Source organism: Alteribacter salitolerans (assembly GCF_016901055.1).
Taxonomy (GTDB): domain Bacteria; phylum Bacillota; class Bacilli; order Bacillales; family Salisediminibacteriaceae; genus Alteribacter; species Alteribacter keqinensis.
Genome location: NZ_JAFEUX010000008.1, coordinates 125,425 through 143,685, shown reverse-complemented (window position 1 = coordinate 143,685; position 18,261 = coordinate 125,425). Strand labels below are relative to the sequence as shown.

The window sequence follows — 18,261 nt, the reverse complement described above, 5'->3', positions numbered from 1 at the left end:
AAAATGAGAAGAATTGAGGGTTTTACATGAGCGAATTTCGTATGCAAAAACCAGAAGAACAAGAACAAATCGTAATCCCGGATGAAACAGGGGAAGAGCATCTGTTTGAAGTGCTGTTCAGCTTTGATGTAGACAGCACAGGCAACTCCTACATCGTCCTTGCCCCGGCGGGCGCTTACGAGACAGACGACGAAGAAATCGAGGTTCATGCGTTCAAATACGAAGAGCCGGAAGGCGAAGACATCGCTCTTTTCCCAATTGAATCAGAAGAAGAGTGGGCAATGGTTGAAGAACTGTTGAACACATTCACAGCTGAAGAAGACGAAGTGGAATAATCATGAAACCGCCCAGCAGGGCGGTTTTTTAATTTGAATACTATGTTTGCTGCTGTCATACAGCCAGGCCACCGAGTCGGACGAATAGATCTGTCGAATATAAGCTGGTAAAAATAAGAATCAAATACGGTTATACAGGACCTCCCATTCTTATTTATAAATTCAGTCCTGCGGATATTTGATTTCATCCGGGTCAGCGCGGCTGTTTTTACACTTAGGCTCTGAATTTTTACGTTTAGGATGGTGCATTTTACACTTAGGGTCCCAGTTTTTACGTTTAGGATCTGTATTTCAACGTTTAGCCACATACACAACTCAATCCGTCAGAATAACACCTCAAACGGATTTACTTTCTCCATGACTCCATAACCCGGTCCGTCCCGCTCCATGCTGCAACCGACCAAAGCCATAGTGAACAGATAAAATACCGCAAAAGCATCGATAATTTGTCGGATTATAGTATAATAGAGGACGTATGGAAGGGGGAAAAAGATCTTGTCCGATAAGAAAGACCAACACAATCATGAAGAAAATCAAATAAGCGGCAAATTAATTGAAAAACAAAAAGAAGCGAGTTTGGTGCGAAAGATCGTGCTGATCTGCTTTGTTGTAATTTTACTATCCGTAGTAGGTGCAGCAGCGGGTACATATGTTTACATTACAAATGCAATCGGACCGGTGGATGAAGAAGCTGAGGAAGCAACATCAGTTGAAATTCCAATCGGCTCTTCGACTTCCGGTATCGGAAACATCCTGGAAAGCGAAGGACTTATCAGTAACGCAACCATCTTCCGCTATTATGTCCGTTATAAAAATGAAGGCGGATTTCAGGCGGGAGAATATGAGCTGTCTCCGTCCATGGATATGGATGAAATTATTGCGGCATTAAAAGAAGGCCGGGTATATCAGGACTATGAGTTCAGCTTTACAATTCCTGAAGGCCGCTGGCTGGAGACAATTATCAACCACATTGCCGAAAACACAGAGCATGAGTACGACGAGTTTATGGAGCTCCTCTCTGATGAAGATTACCTGAGGGAACTCATTGATGAGTATGCCATGCTGGACGAAGAGATTTTGGAAGACGATGACATCCGTCATCCGCTTGAAGGGTACTTGTTCCCGGCACGGTATGACTTTACAGAAGAAAACCCTGAAATGGAAGAAATCCTTACAACCATGCTGGACAGAACCCAGGGAATTCTGGCTAACATGGCTGATGAAATTGAAGCAAGTGAATACACTGTTCATGAAATATTGTCGATGGCTTCCATCATCGAAGCAGAATCGATTGGCGATGAGGAACGTGAGACCATTTCAGGTGTTATTCATAACCGCCTTGAAGATGACATGCCATTGCAGATGGATCCTACGATCGCGTATGCCCAAAATAAGCATATATCACGTACAACCAGGGATGATACACAAACAGATCACCCATACAATACGTATGTGAACAGAGGGCTTACTCCGGGGCCGATTAACAACCCGGGCCAGAACTCGATTATCGCTGCCCTTAATCCTGAAGATCACGACTATCTTTACTTCTATCATTCAGAAGACGGACAGTCTTTCTTCTCTGAAACGTATTCAGATCATCAGGATGTTCTAAGGGAGCACCGTGACAACAATTAAAATGACTTCAGAAAGGGAATGCCCCGTGCATTTCCTTTCTTTTTATGTTAAAATAAGTCGGTGTTTATAACTGAATGCGCATAATTTATAACCGATGGCACCCAAAAAAGGAGGCCCTTTTTTTATGAACGATCAAAAGAAAACAGAACACTATATAGAAGCTTTACTCCCGGAAAGAACCGGGATTTTATCTGAAATGGAATCTCTGGCCCGTGAAGAACGGGTGCCGATTATGGAACAGACAGGACTCGAAGCGATGCTTTTGATGATGAGTCTTCACAAGCCTAAGCGGATTTTGGAAATTGGAACGGCAATCGGCTATTCTTCTCTCAGAATGGCAGACCGTCTTAAGGATTCGACAGTCGTAACAATTGAACGGGACGAGGATCGTATCCGTCAGGCAAGAGCGTTTCACGAGAGAGCGAATGCACAGGACCGGATCACGATTATTGAAGGAGATGCTTTGGAAACAGCGAACCAGGTTTCTCAGCTTGGACCGTTCGATGCACTGTTTATCGATGCGGCTAAAGGGCAATATGAACGTTTTTTTGAGCTTTATGAGCCGATGGTTAACGACGGAGGAGTTATTTTCTCCGATAATATCCTTTTTAAGGGGTTTGTACCGGGTACAAGAACACCTGAGAAAAAGCGTATGGAGCAGATGGTAAAACGTCTGCAGCAGTATAATGAAGCCCGCATGGCAGACGGCCGTTTTCAAAGCATGATCTATCCTATCGGAGACGGATTGATGGTAAGTATAAAAGAACCCCGTAACAACGGATAAGAAAGGCTGGTGCAGATATGACAAAAAAACCGGAGCTTCTTATAACACCTGCTCGTGTTGAAGATATTTCTCCTTTAACTGAAGCTGGAGCGGATGCATTTTTGATTGGTGAAGAACGTTTTGGCCTACGCCTTGCCGGTGAATTTGGCAAAGAAGCAGTAGAAAAAGCAGTCGAAGCTGCTCACGCAGGAGGAGCTAAAGTATACGTAGCTGTGAATGCTCTGTTTCACAATGAGATGCTGCCTCTGCTCCCGGAATACCTTACCTTTTTAAACGAAGCCGGTGTGGATGCTGTCGTTTTTGGAGATCCGGGTGTACTGATGATTGCCAGGGAATCAGCACCTGATATACCTTTGTTCTGGAGTACGGAAACAACCGGGACAAACTGGTATTCTGCCAATTACTGGGGGAGAAAAGGTGCCCGCCGTGCTGTGCTCGCTCGGGAACTGAACCTTGATTCTGTAGTGGAGATTAAGGAAAATGCAGAGGTTGAGATTGAAGTTCAAGTGCACGGGATGAGCTGTATGTTCCAGTCCAAACGCACATTGATTGGAAACTATATGGACTTCCAGGGGAAGGATCTGAAGGTGGAAGGAAAGAGTAAAGACCGCAGTCTTTTCCTGTTCGACCCTGAGCGTGATTACAAATATCCCGTCTGGGAAGACAAGAATGGAACTCACATTATGAGCCCGAAAGATATGTGTATGATTGATGAACTGGACGAATTGGTGGATGCAGGGATTGACAGCTTTAAGATTGAAGGCATCCTGAAAAGTCCGGAGTACCTTGTGAAAGTCACAAAGCTTTACAGGGAAGCAATCGACCTGTATGCGACGGATGCTGATGCTTACTTTGATAAAAAAGAAGACTTTCTATTACGTGCTAAAGAAGTTCAACCTGAGAACAGGGATCTGGATACTGGTTTCTTCTTTAAGGAAACCGTGTATTAAGGGGGAAAAAGTATGGCCGAGATATCAGTTAAAACAGCGGATGGTAAGCGTGTCATTACAAAAAAGCCGGAACTTCTTGCACCGGCAGGAAATCTTGAAAAATTAAAAATTGCTGTTGAATATGGTGCGGACGCAGTCTTTATCGGCGGACAGGATTTTGGCCTCCGTTCCAATGCAGGTAACTTTTCCATTGATGAAATGGCAGAAGGAGTTGCCTATGCAGACAAATTCAACGCCAGAATTTATGTAACGACAAATATATTTGCACACAACGAAAACATGGACGGGCTTGAGGGCTACTTGAAGGAACTGGAGCGTGTAGGTATCAGCGGTATTATTGTCGCCGATCCTCTAATCATCGAAACGTGCAAGCAGGCTGCTCCGAAACTGGAGATTCACCTGTCTACCCAACAGTCACTCACAAACTGGCAGGCAGTTAATTTCTGGAAAGAGGAAGGGCTTGAACGTGTCGTTCTTGCCCGTGAGGTGGGTCTGGAAGAAATGCTGGAGATGAAGCGAAACGTGGATATCGAAATTGAAACGTTTATTCACGGAGCTATGTGTATCGCATATTCCGGACGCTGCGTGCTGAGTAACCATATGACAGCCCGGGACTCCAATCGTGGCGGATGTTGTCAGTCCTGCCGCTGGGATTACTTCCTTTATGAAGGGGACGCTGAATCTGCAGATCAAACTGCCCTGTTTAATGATGGAGATGCTCCATTTGCCATGAGCCCGAAGGATTTAAACCTGATAGAAGCCATTCCGAAGCTCGTTGAAGCAGGTATTGACAGTCTGAAAATAGAAGGCCGTATGAAATCGATTCATTATGTAGCAACAGTTGTCAGTGTATACCGGAAGGTCATCGATGCGTACTGCGCTGACCCTGATAACTTTTATATCAAAAAAGAATGGCTTACTGAACTTGCAAAATGTGCAAACCGGCCTGCTGCACCGGCATTTTTTGAAAATACGCCGGGGTACGAAGAGCAGCTGTTCACAAATCATAAAAAACAGGCTTCACATGACTTTACAGGGCTTGTTCTTGACTATGATGAAGAAACGCAAATGGTGACACTGCAGCAACGGAACTATTTTGAGCCCGGTGATGAAATAGAGTTTTTCGGACCGCAGATAGAGAACTTCACCCAGAAGGTAGGTACCGTCTGGAATGATAAAGGAAAAGAGTTAGATGCAGCAAGACATCCGCTGCAGGTTGTGCGCTTTAAAGTTGATCGACCTCTTTATCCTGATAATATGATGAGAAAGGGAGTATTATAATGGATAAAAAGCCGATCATCATCGGTGTAGCAGGGGGTTCGGGCTCCGGTAAAACAACGGTGGCAAACGAGGTTTACCGTCAGTTTATGAACCAGTCAATCGTTATGATTGAACAGGATGCATACTATAAAAATCAGGACCACCTGCCGATGGAAAAGCGACTGCAGACCAACTACGATCATCCTCTCGCTTTTGATAATGACCTGCTCCTTGAGCATCTGAAGCAGCTGAAAAACTCAGAGCCTGTGAATAAGCCTGTTTATGATTACAAAAATCATACAAGAAGTGCAGAGGTTATTCCTGTTGAACCGAGAGATGTTATCATTCTTGAAGGTATTTTAATTTTGGAAGATGAGCGCCTCCGTGATATGATGGATATCAAACTATTCGTCGATACAGATGCTGATATCCGGATTATCCGCCGTATGATGCGCGACATCAATGAGCGTGGCCGGACGATTGACAGTGTTATTGATCAGTACACGAGTGTAGTCAGACCCATGCATCTGCAATTTATTGAACCTACGAAACGCTATGCAGATGTGATCGTGCCAGAAGGTGGCCAGAACCGGGTCGCCATTGATTTGATGGTCACAAAAATTAAAACCATCCTTGAAGAAAAAGCTATTTTATAATAGGATTAGAAAATAAGGAATCATTTGGCAAGCGACTAAAAGTTCAGTGTCCGGGTACTGACCATGTTCCGGGCACTGGGCGTTTCTTTATATGGCAGAGGGACGGGCTTTTCGTATAATATTTGCGTTTTGGCTTCAATACCTATATATTAATACGTATTCATAATGAATGAGTGGCGGATCGTTACCTGATTATGTAATCATATTTTCACATTTAGTTCATATGACTTAGTTACAATCCTTTGTCCTTTAACGGGTCGCCCATTGATCATGATTAACCAGCCTTAAACAAATGAAAGCGTTCGCTAAATGAGTAAATTGTTTGGAGGAGTGAAAGACATGGCAGAAGAAAAACACTATATGACACATGAAGGTAAAGAAAAGTTAGAAAAAGAAGTAGAGTACTTGAAAACAGAGCGGCGTAAAGAGGTCGTTGAACGTATAAAAGTGGCTCGCGACTTTGGAGATCTCTCTGAGAACTCCGAGTATGATTCTGCAAAAGAAGAACAGGCCTTTGTAGAAGGCCGGATCAATCAACTTGAAAAAATGATCCGAAACGCTGAGATCATTGAAGCAGATGCTTCTGACTCCAGTGTCGTATCCCTCGGTAAATCCGTGAAGTTCAAAGAGCTTCCTGACGGAGAAGAAGAAAGCTATCAGATCGTCGGCCGTGCCGAGGCTGACCCGATGGAAGGGAAAATCTCAAACGACTCACCTATGGCACAGAGCCTTCTCGGTAAAACGATTGGCGAAAAAGTCAGCGTACAGACTCCGGGCGGAGAAATGGAAGTTGAGATCCTCGAAGTAAACTAATTTAGAATACACAGTCAGCGTGTAATAACGCTGACTGTGTTTTTTTAAGGCTGTTTTTTGCAAGAAGATGAGACTGCAGAGCGAATAAGGGTAGCGAAAAAGTCTCGGCTGTTGCATTCAGCATTATGTAAAACTCTATTAGAACCGCCAAAGAGTAGAATTGCACCTCGAAATATTAGAGCAAATGGGCTATAATATCCATGTGTAATTTGAGCGTATGTGAATAAGGAGGTCTTGTAATTGGCTCAATACGGGAATTATGGTGGCCCAAACAGGGCAGATATGAAGAAAAAGCAACGTATTAACCGTTTGTTAAACGTAGCAATAGGCGTCGTAGTTATCACGATCTTTGTTGTGGCAGGGATGACCATTTTTGGCGGAGGATCATCTCCGGCAACGACGGAGGAACAACAAGAGCAAGAAGATCAGACCACAGGTGAATCAGACAACGGTGATCTCAACATTGAATCAGAAGAAGATGCCGAGCAGGATGGAACAGAAGAGGAAGCTGAAGAAGGCAGTGACAGTGAGTTTGATGAGAGTGCCGATTCTTCCGACCTTGACGAAGCAGGCAATGAAGATGGTGACTCCAATGAAGCAGATGAAGAATCATCATCAGAAGAGGAATCATCATCTGAAGAGGGTACAGAAGACGAAGACGAAGGAACTGAAGAAGATACGTCTTCTGACGATGGAGAATTTCGTCCGGTAGGAACTTCGCAGAGTGAACCGTTTGCGATGACAAGTGAACATTACAGCCGTGACCACGTAAACTGGGGCGAGATGATGCAGGCTGTTGAACAGGCTACAGGATTAAATGAAGGAAGCGACGGTGTCACCCTCTGGCGTATCCAGAACGGTGGAGACCCTCAGAGCGCAGTAGCCGTAATCAGCGAATCATCTGAAGCAAACACCCCGTTTGAAGTCCGGATAGAATGGGTAGAGAATGAAGGATGGAAGCCTGTATCTGTGGATCAGCTATCGTCGAATCCTTATAATTAATAACTCAATGGTAACGCCCGCTATGTCTTTCATAGCGGGCGTTCACACTAGTAATCATTTTTAATTTTGAGCTTTAAAGTGGACAACTGCGGTGTAAACTAAGTAGCCCTTAGGATGAGTTGATACCTGATGTGATACATGATGCACACTGAGCATAATTGCCTGGTTGTCCTCTATTTTCTGCTGGATTTGTTTTTCGAGTGCTTTTAAGCTGCCCGCTTCAAAAAATTCAATTTTGTCTTTGAACGCTTCTGTATGTAAGAACATGTTCCACACCCCTGCTAATTTTCTACATACTAAGCATACTAAACGTTGCAGTCAAACAACAAGAGAACGGCCAAAAAGTAAAAGAATAATTTCGATACATCTTAGAGATTGGAATCACTAGTAGTCGAGGGAGGGGACAGCCATGTCACCGGAAATGATTGGTCTTAGTTTTATCTTATTAGGTTTGTTCATTGTTATTGGAAAGTGGATCCGCGTTTTTTCACCACTTTTGCAGAAGCTGTTCTTGCCAACATCCATTATTGCAGGATTACTGGCATTAGTATTAGGGCCGGAGATTTTAGGGCGGATTGTGGCTTTGTTTACGTCAGATGATTATATACTTACAAACGGATTTGTACCGCCTGAAGTGGTGGAAGTCTGGTCCGAACTGCCCGGACTGTTTATTAATATCGTTTTTGCGTCATTATTTCTGGGTAAGACACTGCCCAGCCTGAGGAAGGTATGGATCATCGGGGGTCCGCAGGTCGTTATGGGTCAGATGGTTTCCTGGGGACAGTATGTTGTCGGTTTGCTCTTAGCTGTTTTCCTGCTGGCGCCGGTATTCGGCGTAAACCCGATGGCAGGTGCCCTCATTGAAATCAGTTTCGTCGGTGGTCACGGTACCGCCGCCGGTCTGTCTGGTACATTTGCAGATCTTGGATTTGAAGAGGGTGCTGACCTGGCGATCGGTCTTGCCACAATCGGTATTTTAACCGGTGTGGTTGTCGGTATTATCCTGATTAACTGGGGAGCAAGAAAAGGATACGCCAAGGAAGTAGGCGGTCAGCAGGGATTGTCCAGTAACGGACGTAACGGAATCGTTGAACTTGAAAACCGCGACAGCGCAGGAGAGCTGACGACCCGTCCGGAATCAATTGAACCTTTGTCTCTGCACATTGCTTATGTGGGAATTGCAATCTTTATTGGTTTTATTCTTCTTGAAGGATTAATCCTGCTGGAAGCATTCACTTGGGGACCTTGGACAGACACGTACCTGATGATTTATGTTCCACTCTTCCCCCTTGCCATGGTCGGGGGGATTATTACACAGCTTATTTCGGATAAATACGATAAATTCCGTCTGATTGACCGTAAGATGGTTAACAGGATATCAGGATTTTCACTTGATGTGTTAATTGTGAGTGCCCTTGCAACGGTTTCTCTTACAGTCATCGGGGACAACCTGGCTGCCTTTGTCACACTTGCTGTTGCAGGTGTTGTATGGAACGTATTTGCTTTTGTTGTACTTGCACCAAAAATGATCCCTCAATACTGGTTTGAACGAGGTATTGGTGACTTTGGACAGGCAACAGGTATTACAGCCACTGGGTTACTTTTAATGAAAGTGGCAGACCCGGATAACAAAACCCCGGCCCTTGAAGGTTTTGGGTACAAACAGATAATGTTCGAGCCGTTTGTAGGAGGGGGACTCTTTACCGCCGCATCGCTGCCGCTGATATTCCAGTTCGGTCCGGTTGCAGTATTAATCTTTGCTACCATTGTTACGATTGGCTGGCTCTTATTCGGTTTGTTATACTTCGGAAGAAAATAGTATCTTGTTCTTGCACCACTCCTGTACTATGATAAAAGTTGTGAATAAGTGAAGGGCTGCGGCCTGGATAAAAGGAAGGGAATGCCTTATGATAGTTGGAATAATCGGTGCAATGGAAGAAGAGGTTGAACTTCTGAAGAAAAAGATGAATATCAGAGAAGAACAAGTGATTGCAGGCTGTGAGTTTTACTTTGGGAAATTACAGGGTGTTGAAGTGGTTGTTTCTAAATCTGGAATCGGCAAAGTCAATGCTGCGATTTGTACAACACTTATGAATCAGCTTTATCATCCCGATGCCATTATTAATACCGGTTCTGCCGGAGGCTTTCATAAAGAGCTTGCTGTGGGAGATGTGGTCATTTCTACAGAAGTCCGATATAACGACGTAGATGCTACTGTGTTTGGCTACGAGTTTGGCCAGGTACCGAGAATGCCAGCGTTCTATGAGCCGAATGAGGAGTTAAAATCAATTGCAGAGAAATGTGCCGGAGAAGTAGGGGTTCGCTCTGTTCCCGGTCTAATCATATCAGGGGATTCGTTTATGAGTGATCATGTCCGTGTTGAAGATATCCGCTCGCGGTTTAACGACCCTTATTGTTCGGAAATGGAAGCAGGGGCTATTGCGCAGGTGTGTCACCAGTTTCAATGCCCGTTTGTCATCATTCGTTCTCTGTCTGACATTGCAGGGAAAGATGCGAAAGTTTCCTACGATGAATTTTTGGAAACAGCATCTGTAAACTCTGCGAGAATGGTCATTGCTATGCTCGAAGAAATCAGACAAAAGCGGTAAATTTGGCATCTTTGGTGGGAATTTCTAACCAGATTCCTCACACCTTCATGATATAATAGAGTTGCTTTGCAAGAGAGAGTTACTCTATTCGTGAGGTGATGCTCCATGTCACAACAGCAGGTTGAAACATTGAAAGCCAAGGTTACGGATTATAGACGATACGCCTTTGTGATGCTGGCGTTAAGTATATTTATGTTTGTCGGTATTCTTATTCCCAATGAAGCGCTGGCGGCAGAACACCAGCCCATTCTGATGGGAATGAACGTTGTAGCCCTTCTTGCAGCCGTTGTGTTTCATAGAATTGCAATGGGTACAGAGAAGAAGCTCCATGAAGATGAATAGGAAAGTGATAAAAGGACGTCCATTTCGGGCGTTCTTTTTTTAGAAGGCTCTGTTAACCTCACGTGTAGATTTACTCTCATTGCAGTGAAGGCGCAGGTGAGCCTCCTGAAGGGTTTACCTGTTTCTTCCTCTACCAGTAACGCTATCTTTTGCTTTTTAAGGACACTGTATTCCGTTCAACGAAGCTGAATTTCAATAAAGGCTAGTAACACGCTTCCTAATTGTTTTTCAAAGGAGCCCTAAAGAATCGCTATATCTGCCAAATGTTTATTGGTACTGGACAAAACCCGTCTGTACTGCTCATTGAAGAAGACATGATATAATCAAACTTAAAAAAGAATAGTCTGTCGGAGGGGTATTATGGGGAGCAGTAAAAGAAGGCCTCTTATTTTGGCGTGCGTCATGCTTGCGATGTTCATGAGTGCAGTTGAAGCCACGATCGTTTCAACAGCAATGCCAAGTATAGTCGCTGATCTTGGCGGTTTTTCGTTATTCAGCTGGATTTTTTCTACATACTTACTGATGCAGGTCGTGACAATTCCAATCTACGGAAAACTCTCAGATATGTTCGGAAGAAAAATCGTTTTCGCCACCGGTGTAAGCTTTTTTCTCATCGGGTCGGTTATGTGTGGGTTTGCTCCTTCCATTGAATGGCTTATTGCAAGCCGGGTGATACAGGGAATCGGAGCTGGGGCTGTACAGCCGATTGCAACGACAATTGTAGGGGATATATATACAAAAGAAGAACGGGCAAAAATCCAGGGTTATTTAGCAAGTGTGTGGGGAATTTCTGCCGTTATGGGACCTGTCCTCGGGGGACTGATTCTTCAGTTTGCCCACTGGCAGTGGGTGTTTTGGATTAACATTCCAATCGGTATTATCTCTGTTACTGGAATTATCTTTTTCCTGAAAGAGAAAGTAAAGAAGGAGAAAAAACAGATCGACTATGCGGGAACAGGATACCTTCTTGTCGGGATCACAGCACTTATGCTCGTCTTTATCCAAAGCGGCACAGCCTGGGCGTGGGCTTCTCCTCAGACTGGAGGCCTGTTGGGGGTGTTCGTTTTCAGTCTCCTGATGTTTATCCGTCAGGAAAAGCGGGCCAAGGATCCGGTTATGACTCTTTCAATCTGGAATGACCGGTTAATTGCGACGGCGAATGTGGCTTCTCTTACTCTCGGTGCCGTTTTGATCGGTGTGTCGAGCTACCTTCCTACCTATGTGCAGATTGTACTGGGAGAGTCGGCAATGACAGCAGGATTTACGCTCACTATGATGAGTGTTGGGTGGCCGATATCGTCAACACTCGCAGGGCGGCTGCTTGTGCCCCTTGGCTCGAGAAAAACAGCCATGCTCGGCGCGTGCAGTCTATTGATCGGTGCGACAATGTTTCTTCTTCTGTCCTATGTTCAGCAACCACTCTGGGCAGGGGCAGCTTCGTTTTTTATCGGAGGAGGTATGGGATTTACTACAACAACATTTATTGTGTCAATCCAGAGTCAGGTTGATTGGAACGTGAGAGGAACAGCGACAGCTTCAAACATGTTCATGCGGATCCTTGGAAGTGCCCTTGGTGTTGCTATGCTCGGAGGTCTCTTAAACAACCGGCTTGCAGGTTATCTTAAGGAGGAAGGCGCCGGAATTGACCTTCCCCAGACTCTTGATGCAGCTAATCTCCTTTTAGATCCTGTAGAACGGCGACGGTTTTCTGAAGAGGAATTGAACGTCCTCTCCGACGGGATTGCCTTTGCGTTGAACAGTGTGTATCTCGGGGTGTTTATCATGGCCTTAATCAGTATCGGGCTGATTGTTTCTCTGCCGAAAAAGGACAAAGGGAGCAATTAGGGTAAGAAATGAAGAACATGTTTTAAAATCCGGGCAGTGAGCCCCCATATGATCCGCCCCTCATATTCATAAAAATGCTCGTGAACAACGCCGGTCCGCCAGTTGTAGTTTTCTCCTCCTGGTATGAGGTGATAGGGAAACGTTTCTTCCGGCTGTACTTCCAGATAAATGTTGTATGTTTTCACTTCCATGTCCTTTAGAGCCTGCACTGGCACCGTAAAGACCTCCTCGACTTCAGTGCGGTTGATGTTCATCTCTGCTTGAGGGTGGATTTCACCTATGAATGGAAAAATGTTAAACCGGTAAGGGGTGATCATATAATCAAGGGGACCGTAGACGACTACATCTTCATAAGTGACCCCAATCTCTTCTACCAACTCCCGGACGGCAGCATCTTCTGCACTTTTATCATCCGGGTCTACTTTCCCCCCGGGGAAGCAGATTTCTCCCGGCTGTTTGATATTTTTTCCCCGTACCTGAAACAACAGGTGAGGCTCGTCATTTTTATAGATGATCGGTACAAATAATGCAAATGAGCGGTAATGCTCCTGGTCAAGAAGACCGGGCTTTCTGTCACGAAAGAATGCGCTGATATTAGTGCTTGTAGGTTTCATACATGTCGGACTCCTTTATGTTCAGCTTTAGTAACAGGCAGGTGGATAGAATGGTGGTGCCGGAATAACAACAGGTTAAATTTCGTATATATACGTTCATTTTATCAAAAGGGGGGCTTTAAAGAGAAGTCCCGAGGTCTTCTCCTTCGGGGGGATAAAGGACAAAGGGATGCTCCTTTAACAGCCGCTATATTTTTAATTGTAATTAAAATTGAAGCAAATTATAATGATAATTAGAAAATGGAGGAGGCGAAACCGATGAAACTTACAGTAAACAAACCGATTTTTGCAGAATCAGCAAGCACACTCGTTAATCTGGCGTCCCAGTATCCGTCAACCATCCTTATTAAAAAAGACCACTGGGTGGTCGATGCCAAAAGTCTGCTTGGTGTACTGGCACTTTCGCTTCAGCCTGATCAGGTAGTGGAAGTAGAAGTTCAAGGCGAAGATGAAGATGATTTTACAGAAGAACTGATGGGAACCGGATATTTCTCACAAGCCTAAGACAAAGAGCGCTGCCGTGCAGCGCTCTTTACTGTTTTTTATAAATACTGGTTAAACCAGTTTTCAAGCTCTTTTAAACGGGCGTAGCGAAGCTTAGGAGGACCGCTTCTTGACAGCTCGTGATTGGCATTAGGGAAGCGGACGAAACGTGTCTCTTTCTTCTGATGCTTTAAAGCAACAAAAAGCTGCTCGGCCTGTTCTACAGGACAGCGGAAATCACGTTCCCCGTGAAGAATGAGAAGAGGCGTGTTAATATTCTTCACGTATTTCAGCGGTGAGTGATCCCACATTTTATCCGGATCCGTAAATAGATCAGCGCCAATCTCCCACTCTGTAAAGAAATAGCCGATGTCACTTACGCCGTAGAAACTGATCCAGTTGGAAATGGAGCGGAGCGTCGCTGCGGCTTTAAATCGGTCTGTGTGGGAGACGATCCAGTTTGTCATAAACCCGCCGTAACTCCCGCCCGTAACCCCGAGCCGGTCTTCGTCAATATAGTCAAACTGCTCCACAGCCTGATCCACGGCACTCATAAGGTCTGTATAGTCTTTCCCGCCGTAATCACCACGGCAGGCATCTACGAATGCCTGTCCGTAACCGTGTCCGCCTCTTGGGTTTGTGTAAAGAACAGCGTATCCTTTGGCTGCAAGGAACTGCATTTCATGAAAGAATGAATTGGCATACATAGCGTGAGGTCCACCGTGAATTTCAAGGATTGCCGGATATTTTTTTCCTTCTTCAAACCCGTACGGTTTCATTACCCATCCGTGAATGTTCCAGCCGTCCTCTGCTTTGAAGTTAACTTCCTCAGGAAAAGAAACGTGGACTTCTTCAAGAAAGGCACGGTTTACATCGGTCAGTTGTGTCTGCTCTCCTGTGGAGAGGTCAACTAAAAACGCATCTCCTGGATTCACAGAAGTGCTGATGGCAAGAACGGCTTTCTGCTGTTGTGGTGAAATATCGTACCCGTATATATGATGAAATCCTGTCACGAGCTCTGTCACTTCTTTGTCCAGTGCGACACTGTACAGGTTCGTGCTTCCGTATACACTCGCTGTAATATACAGCTTCTGGTTTCCAACATCCCACACCGGGCCGGGGTTCGGGTGTCCGGAGCGGAGATCACCGATAGCGGTGTCCCCAAGGTTTACATCCCAGTCCTTTGTCAGACAGGTTGCTTCACCGGTAGACATATCCATTACCCATAGCTTCATATGAGTGGCACCCGAATACTCTTTCTGGTGGCCGTAATAGGCAATCTTAGCCCCATCATGACTGAAAACCGGGAACGTATAAATTCCTTCTCCATCGGTGAGGAGGGTTTCTTCTTTTGACTCTACATCCAGAACATACAAGTCTGAAATGATGTGGTAATCCTGATCCTCTTTTTTGTTGGCAAAAAACGTCACCTTTGTGCCGTCTGGTGACCAAGTGCCGGGCTCGTGATTATAATCTCCCTCAGTAAGGAGAATGGCTTCGTCAGATTCAAGGCTGTAGCAGGCAAGCTGCTTGGTTTTGCTGTCCAGAAAACCACTTGCATCGGATTTATACTTGAGCCGGGTCACAACAAGAGGCTCATTTTCTTTATCCTCAGGCTTTTCTTCAGGTCTTGAGAGAAGGTCTTCCCCGGGTTCAAGGGTAGTTGTAAAGAGAATGCGCTGACTGTCCGGTGACCAAGAAGGCTGCATTGCCCCGTTTTTCAGGGTAGTAAGCTGTTTGGCTTCCCCGCCGTGTGTAGAGAGCAGAAAAAGTTGGGGCTTTTCAGCGCGGTTGGATAGAAAAACAATCCACTTTCCGTCCGGAGAGAAGCGGGGATAGCTGACCCGCTCTTCTCCAAATGTCCACTGTACAGCTTGTTTTTCGCCCGTTTTCTGAACAAAAAGTTGAGAGACGTATTCGTCTTTTTCACTGATTGTCTGTTTTATGTACGCAATTGTTTCACCATCAGGAGAAAGCTGAGGTTCATTTAATGTCGTGATTTTTTTTAAGTCTTCAATTTCAATCGGCCGTTTCATAATCAACTCTCCTTTTATTCGAATGGTTTAAGTATAATGTACGTTGTCTGAACCTTCAATCAATTCGAACCGTAAAATACTGTTTGAAAGCGTATGCATGATATGCTAGAATCAGTGACGTAAACGTTTACGTTCAATTGCGGAGGTGACCAGGGTGGCTGTAACAATTAAAGACGTTGCAAAAAGATCCGGGGTCTCCATCGCTACTGTATCGCGAATTATCAATAATCAGACCGGATATTCAAACAAGACAAAAGACAAAGTCCTGAAGGCTGTCAAGGAGCTTGGCTACAGTCCTAATGCTCTGGCCCGGGGTCTGGTCGGGCAACCGACAAGAACGATCGGCGTACTCCTGCCGAATGTCTCAAGTCTCTTTGCAGGCAAGCTTTTTGAAGGAATTGAGGGAGCTGCAAAAGAACGTGGGTACAGCGTAGTTGTCTGTAATACCGGGACCGCCGGGAAGCGGACGATTGATTATTTACAGGTTTTAAAGGAAAAACGTGTGGAAGGAATCATTTACGGCAGCGGGGAGCTTACTGAGGATCAAAATGATGCTCTTCGTGATCTCGACATTCCAGTTGTAATGGCAGCCACAAAACCGGAAGATGAGTGTTTTCCATATGTGAAAGTTGATGATGAAAAAGCAGCCTGTGACGCTGCACGGTACCTTCTTAATAAAGGTCACACCCAAATCGCCTTTATAGGAGGAGATCTGGATGACCCGATAGCCGGCAAACCCCGCTACAGGGGGTTCTTAAAAGCAATGGAGGGAAGAAACCTGATTCCTGACCCGGCTCTTATTAAGCTGGGAGACTTTAGTTTTAACTCGGGGAAAGAAAAAATGATGGAACTTCTTCTAGGAAAGACTTCGTTTACCGCGGTTTTTGCAACAAGTGATGAAATGGCGGTGGGTGTTCTTCATGCAGCATATGAATCTGGGATTTCAGTACCGGGTGATGTATCAGTAATTGGCTATGACAATACCCTTGCGGCTGAGATGGCCATACCACCTCTTACAACGGTGGCACAGCCTTTGTATGACATTGGGACGCACGCGTTTATGACACTGGTTGAAAATAGGCAGGGCGAAAGTCTGATGAACCATGCCATTATAGAGAGAAAAACAGTCAGAAAGTTTAATGAGGAGGAATTGTAAATGACAAAACAATGGTGGAAAGAAAGTGTCGTGTATCAGATTTATCCAAGAAGTTTTAATGACAGTAACGGAGACGGGATCGGTGATCTAAAAGGAATTACGGAAAAGCTTGATTACTTAAAAGAACTTGGCGTAGACGTCCTCTGGCTTTCTCCTGTTTATGACAGTCCGAATGATGACAACGGGTATGACATTCGCAACTACAAGGCCATCATGGACGAGTTTGGCACAATGGAAGACTGGGAGGAACTCCTGGCAGAAACCCATAATCGGGGCATGCGTCTTATAATGGATCTTGTTGTCAATCACTCTTCTGATGAGCATGCATGGTTTGCAGAATCAAGAAAATCAAAAGACAATCCGTATCGTGATTACTACATCTGGCGTCCGGGTAAAGAAGACGGAACGGAGCCAAACAACTGGGAATCTGCCTTCAGTGGGTCAGCCTGGCAGCATGATGAAGCTACTGATGAATACTACCTGCACCTTTTTTCGAAAAAGCAACCTGATCTGAACTGGGAAAACCCTACCCTTCGTGAAGAAGTGTATGAAATGATACGCTGGTGGCTCGATAAAGGAATTGATGGCTTCCGGATGGATGTTGTAAACTTCATCTCCAAAGTAGAAGGCCTGCCGGATGCTAAGCCTCAAAAAGGGAAAAAGTATGCATCAGGTGGAGAATACTTTATGAATGGTCCGCGTATTCATGAATTTCTACATGAAATGAATCAGAAAGCAATGAAAGGCTATGATGCCATGACTGTGGGAGAAATGCCAGGTGTCACTCCGGAAATTGCCCGTAAGTATACAGACGAGGAGCGGGAAGAAGTGAACATGGTGTTCCAGTTTGAGCACGTAGACCTTGATTCCGGTCCGGGCGGCAAATGGGACCTTCGTCCGTTAAAGCTCCGCGACTTAAAAGACAACCTCACCAAATGGCAGAAAGCCCTTGAAGAAAAAGGCTGGAACAGCTTGTATATGAACAACCACGACCAGCCCCGCATGGTCTCCCGTTTTGGAAATGACAAAGAGTACCGTGTGGAGTCTGCTAAAATGCTGGCCACTCTTCTTCACATGATGAAGGGAACCCCATTTATTTATCAGGGGGAAGAGCTGGGAATGACAAACGTTCGATTCGATTCAATTGACGACTATGAAGACATCGAGACGTTGAATATGTATAAAGAAAAGCGTGAAGAAGGCGTTTCCCACCAGGACATCATGAGATCGGTTTATGTAAAAGGGCGGGACAATGCCCGTACGCCGGTTCAGTGGAACGACGAGCTAAACGCCGGGTTTACAACGGGAACACCCTGGCTTAAGGTGAATCCGAACTATACTGATATCAATGCAGAACAGGCTGTCAACGACCCGGGTTCCATCTTTCATTATTACAAAGAGCTGATTGATCTCCGCCATAAACATGACATTATCGTCTACGGAAGCTACGATCTTCTTGCTGAAAAAGACGAAAATGTCTTTGCATACGAGCGTAAGCTGCACGGGGAACAGCTTCTCGTAGTCTGTAACTTCTACGGTGAAGAAACGAGCTTTGAGGTCCCGGCTCACGTTAGCGGAAATCAAGGCGCCATTCTGATCAGCAACTACGATAACGAAGGTGTACGTGAACTTCCAGAGTCGATCCATCTCCGACCATTTGAAGCTGTTGTCTATAAGGTTTAATCTGAAAGGCCGTTTCTCAATTCGGGAAGCGGCTTTATTCGTTTTACAATGGGGCACT

18 protein-coding genes are annotated in these 18,261 nt (G+C 45.1%); 15 read left to right on the top strand and 3 right to left on the bottom strand.

Features of this window, described 5'->3' with window-relative positions; all coding sequences use genetic code 11:
• The first annotated feature begins 26 nt into the window (after positions 1 to 26).
• From JSY36_RS15740 to JSY36_RS15705, 8 genes are all read left to right on the top strand, one after another.
• A complete protein-coding gene (locus JSY36_RS15740; RefSeq protein WP_122896296.1) occupies positions 27 to 335 on the top strand; it encodes a DUF1292 domain-containing protein in 309 nt (102 codons plus the stop codon).
• A gap of 495 nt (positions 336 to 830) precedes the next feature.
• On the top strand, positions 831 to 1,970 hold the full coding sequence (mltG, locus tag JSY36_RS15735; protein WP_205167078.1) for an endolytic transglycosylase MltG: 1,140 nt from the start codon (positions 831 to 833) through the stop codon (positions 1,968 to 1,970).
• Positions 1,971 to 2,094: 124 nt separating this feature from the next.
• On the top strand, positions 2,095 to 2,754 hold the full coding sequence (locus JSY36_RS15730; RefSeq protein WP_205167077.1) for an O-methyltransferase: 660 nt from the start codon (positions 2,095 to 2,097) through the stop codon (positions 2,752 to 2,754).
• Positions 2,755 to 2,771: 17 nt separating this feature from the next.
• Positions 2,772 to 3,704, top strand: coding sequence for a peptidase U32 family protein (locus JSY36_RS15725; RefSeq protein WP_205167076.1), 933 nt, complete (start codon positions 2,772 to 2,774; stop codon positions 3,702 to 3,704).
• 12 nt (positions 3,705 to 3,716) lie between these two features.
• Positions 3,717 to 4,985 (top strand): peptidase U32 family protein, encoded by a 1,269-nt coding sequence (locus tag JSY36_RS15720; protein ID WP_205167075.1) that lies wholly within the window; start codon positions 3,717 to 3,719, stop codon positions 4,983 to 4,985.
• On the top strand, positions 4,985 to 5,620 hold the full coding sequence (gene udk / locus JSY36_RS15715) for a uridine kinase (protein WP_205167074.1): 636 nt from the start codon (positions 4,985 to 4,987) through the stop codon (positions 5,618 to 5,620). Before JSY36_RS15720 ends, udk begins: the two co-directional genes overlap by 1 nt.
• A gap of 339 nt (positions 5,621 to 5,959) precedes the next feature.
• A complete protein-coding gene (gene greA, locus JSY36_RS15710; protein WP_122896302.1) occupies positions 5,960 to 6,433 on the top strand; it encodes a transcription elongation factor GreA in 474 nt (157 codons plus the stop codon).
• A 240-nt stretch (positions 6,434 to 6,673) separates the two neighbouring features.
• Positions 6,674 to 7,435 carry a YrrS family protein gene (locus JSY36_RS15705; protein WP_205167073.1) on the top strand — a complete coding sequence of 254 codons (762 nt, stop codon included), beginning with the start codon at positions 6,674 to 6,676 and terminating at the stop codon, positions 7,433 to 7,435.
• 60 nt (positions 7,436 to 7,495) lie between these two features.
• On the opposite strand, the gene JSY36_RS15700 is transcribed toward JSY36_RS15705, so the two are convergent.
• Positions 7,496 to 7,702 carry a DUF2536 family protein gene (locus JSY36_RS15700; RefSeq protein ID WP_122896304.1) on the bottom strand — a complete coding sequence of 69 codons (207 nt, stop codon included), beginning with the start codon at positions 7,700 to 7,702 and terminating at the stop codon, positions 7,496 to 7,498.
• Positions 7,703 to 7,844: 142 nt separating this feature from the next.
• Between JSY36_RS15700 and JSY36_RS15695 the strand changes: the two genes are divergently transcribed.
• The 4 genes from JSY36_RS15695 (at position 7,845) to JSY36_RS15680 (ending at position 12,231) form a co-directional block, all read left to right on the top strand.
• Positions 7,845 to 9,254, top strand: coding sequence for a sodium/glutamate symporter (locus tag JSY36_RS15695; protein WP_205167072.1), 1,410 nt, complete (start codon positions 7,845 to 7,847; stop codon positions 9,252 to 9,254).
• A gap of 88 nt (positions 9,255 to 9,342) precedes the next feature.
• Positions 9,343 to 10,044 (top strand): 5'-methylthioadenosine/S-adenosylhomocysteine nucleosidase, encoded by a 702-nt coding sequence (mtnN, locus tag JSY36_RS15690; RefSeq protein WP_205167071.1) that lies wholly within the window; start codon positions 9,343 to 9,345, stop codon positions 10,042 to 10,044.
• Between the two features lie 105 nt (positions 10,045 to 10,149).
• Entirely contained in the window at positions 10,150 to 10,386 is a 237-nt protein-coding gene (locus JSY36_RS15685) for a YrhC family protein (protein ID WP_205167070.1), read from the top strand.
• A gap of 360 nt (positions 10,387 to 10,746) precedes the next feature.
• Positions 10,747 to 12,231 (top strand): MDR family MFS transporter, encoded by a 1,485-nt coding sequence (locus JSY36_RS15680; protein ID WP_122896308.1) that lies wholly within the window; start codon positions 10,747 to 10,749, stop codon positions 12,229 to 12,231.
• Here JSY36_RS15680 and JSY36_RS15675 read toward each other — a convergent pair.
• Complete coding sequence (locus JSY36_RS15675) at positions 12,228 to 12,845, bottom strand: NUDIX hydrolase (protein WP_122896309.1); 618 nt, start codon at positions 12,843 to 12,845, stop codon at positions 12,228 to 12,230. The genes JSY36_RS15680 and JSY36_RS15675 overlap by 4 nt on opposite strands.
• A gap of 258 nt (positions 12,846 to 13,103) precedes the next feature.
• Here JSY36_RS15675 and JSY36_RS15670 point away from each other — a divergent pair, with 258 nt between their 5' ends.
• Positions 13,104 to 13,349 (top strand): HPr family phosphocarrier protein, encoded by a 246-nt coding sequence (locus JSY36_RS15670; RefSeq protein WP_205167069.1) that lies wholly within the window; start codon positions 13,104 to 13,106, stop codon positions 13,347 to 13,349.
• 38 nt (positions 13,350 to 13,387) lie between these two features.
• Here the strand turns inward: JSY36_RS15670 and JSY36_RS15665 are convergent, their stop codons facing one another.
• Positions 13,388 to 15,364 carry an alpha/beta hydrolase family protein gene (locus tag JSY36_RS15665; RefSeq protein WP_205167068.1) on the bottom strand — a complete coding sequence of 659 codons (1,977 nt, stop codon included), beginning with the start codon at positions 15,362 to 15,364 and terminating at the stop codon, positions 13,388 to 13,390.
• Between the two features lie 154 nt (positions 15,365 to 15,518).
• Between JSY36_RS15665 and JSY36_RS15660 the strand changes: the two genes are divergently transcribed.
• On the top strand, positions 15,519 to 16,520 hold the full coding sequence (locus tag JSY36_RS15660; RefSeq protein ID WP_205167067.1) for a substrate-binding domain-containing protein: 1,002 nt from the start codon (positions 15,519 to 15,521) through the stop codon (positions 16,518 to 16,520).
• On the top strand, positions 16,521 to 18,203 hold the full coding sequence (locus tag JSY36_RS15655; RefSeq protein ID WP_205167066.1) for a glycoside hydrolase family 13 protein: 1,683 nt from the start codon (positions 16,521 to 16,523) through the stop codon (positions 18,201 to 18,203). It abuts the gene before it with no gap.
• Positions 18,204 to 18,261 lie beyond the last annotated feature (58 nt).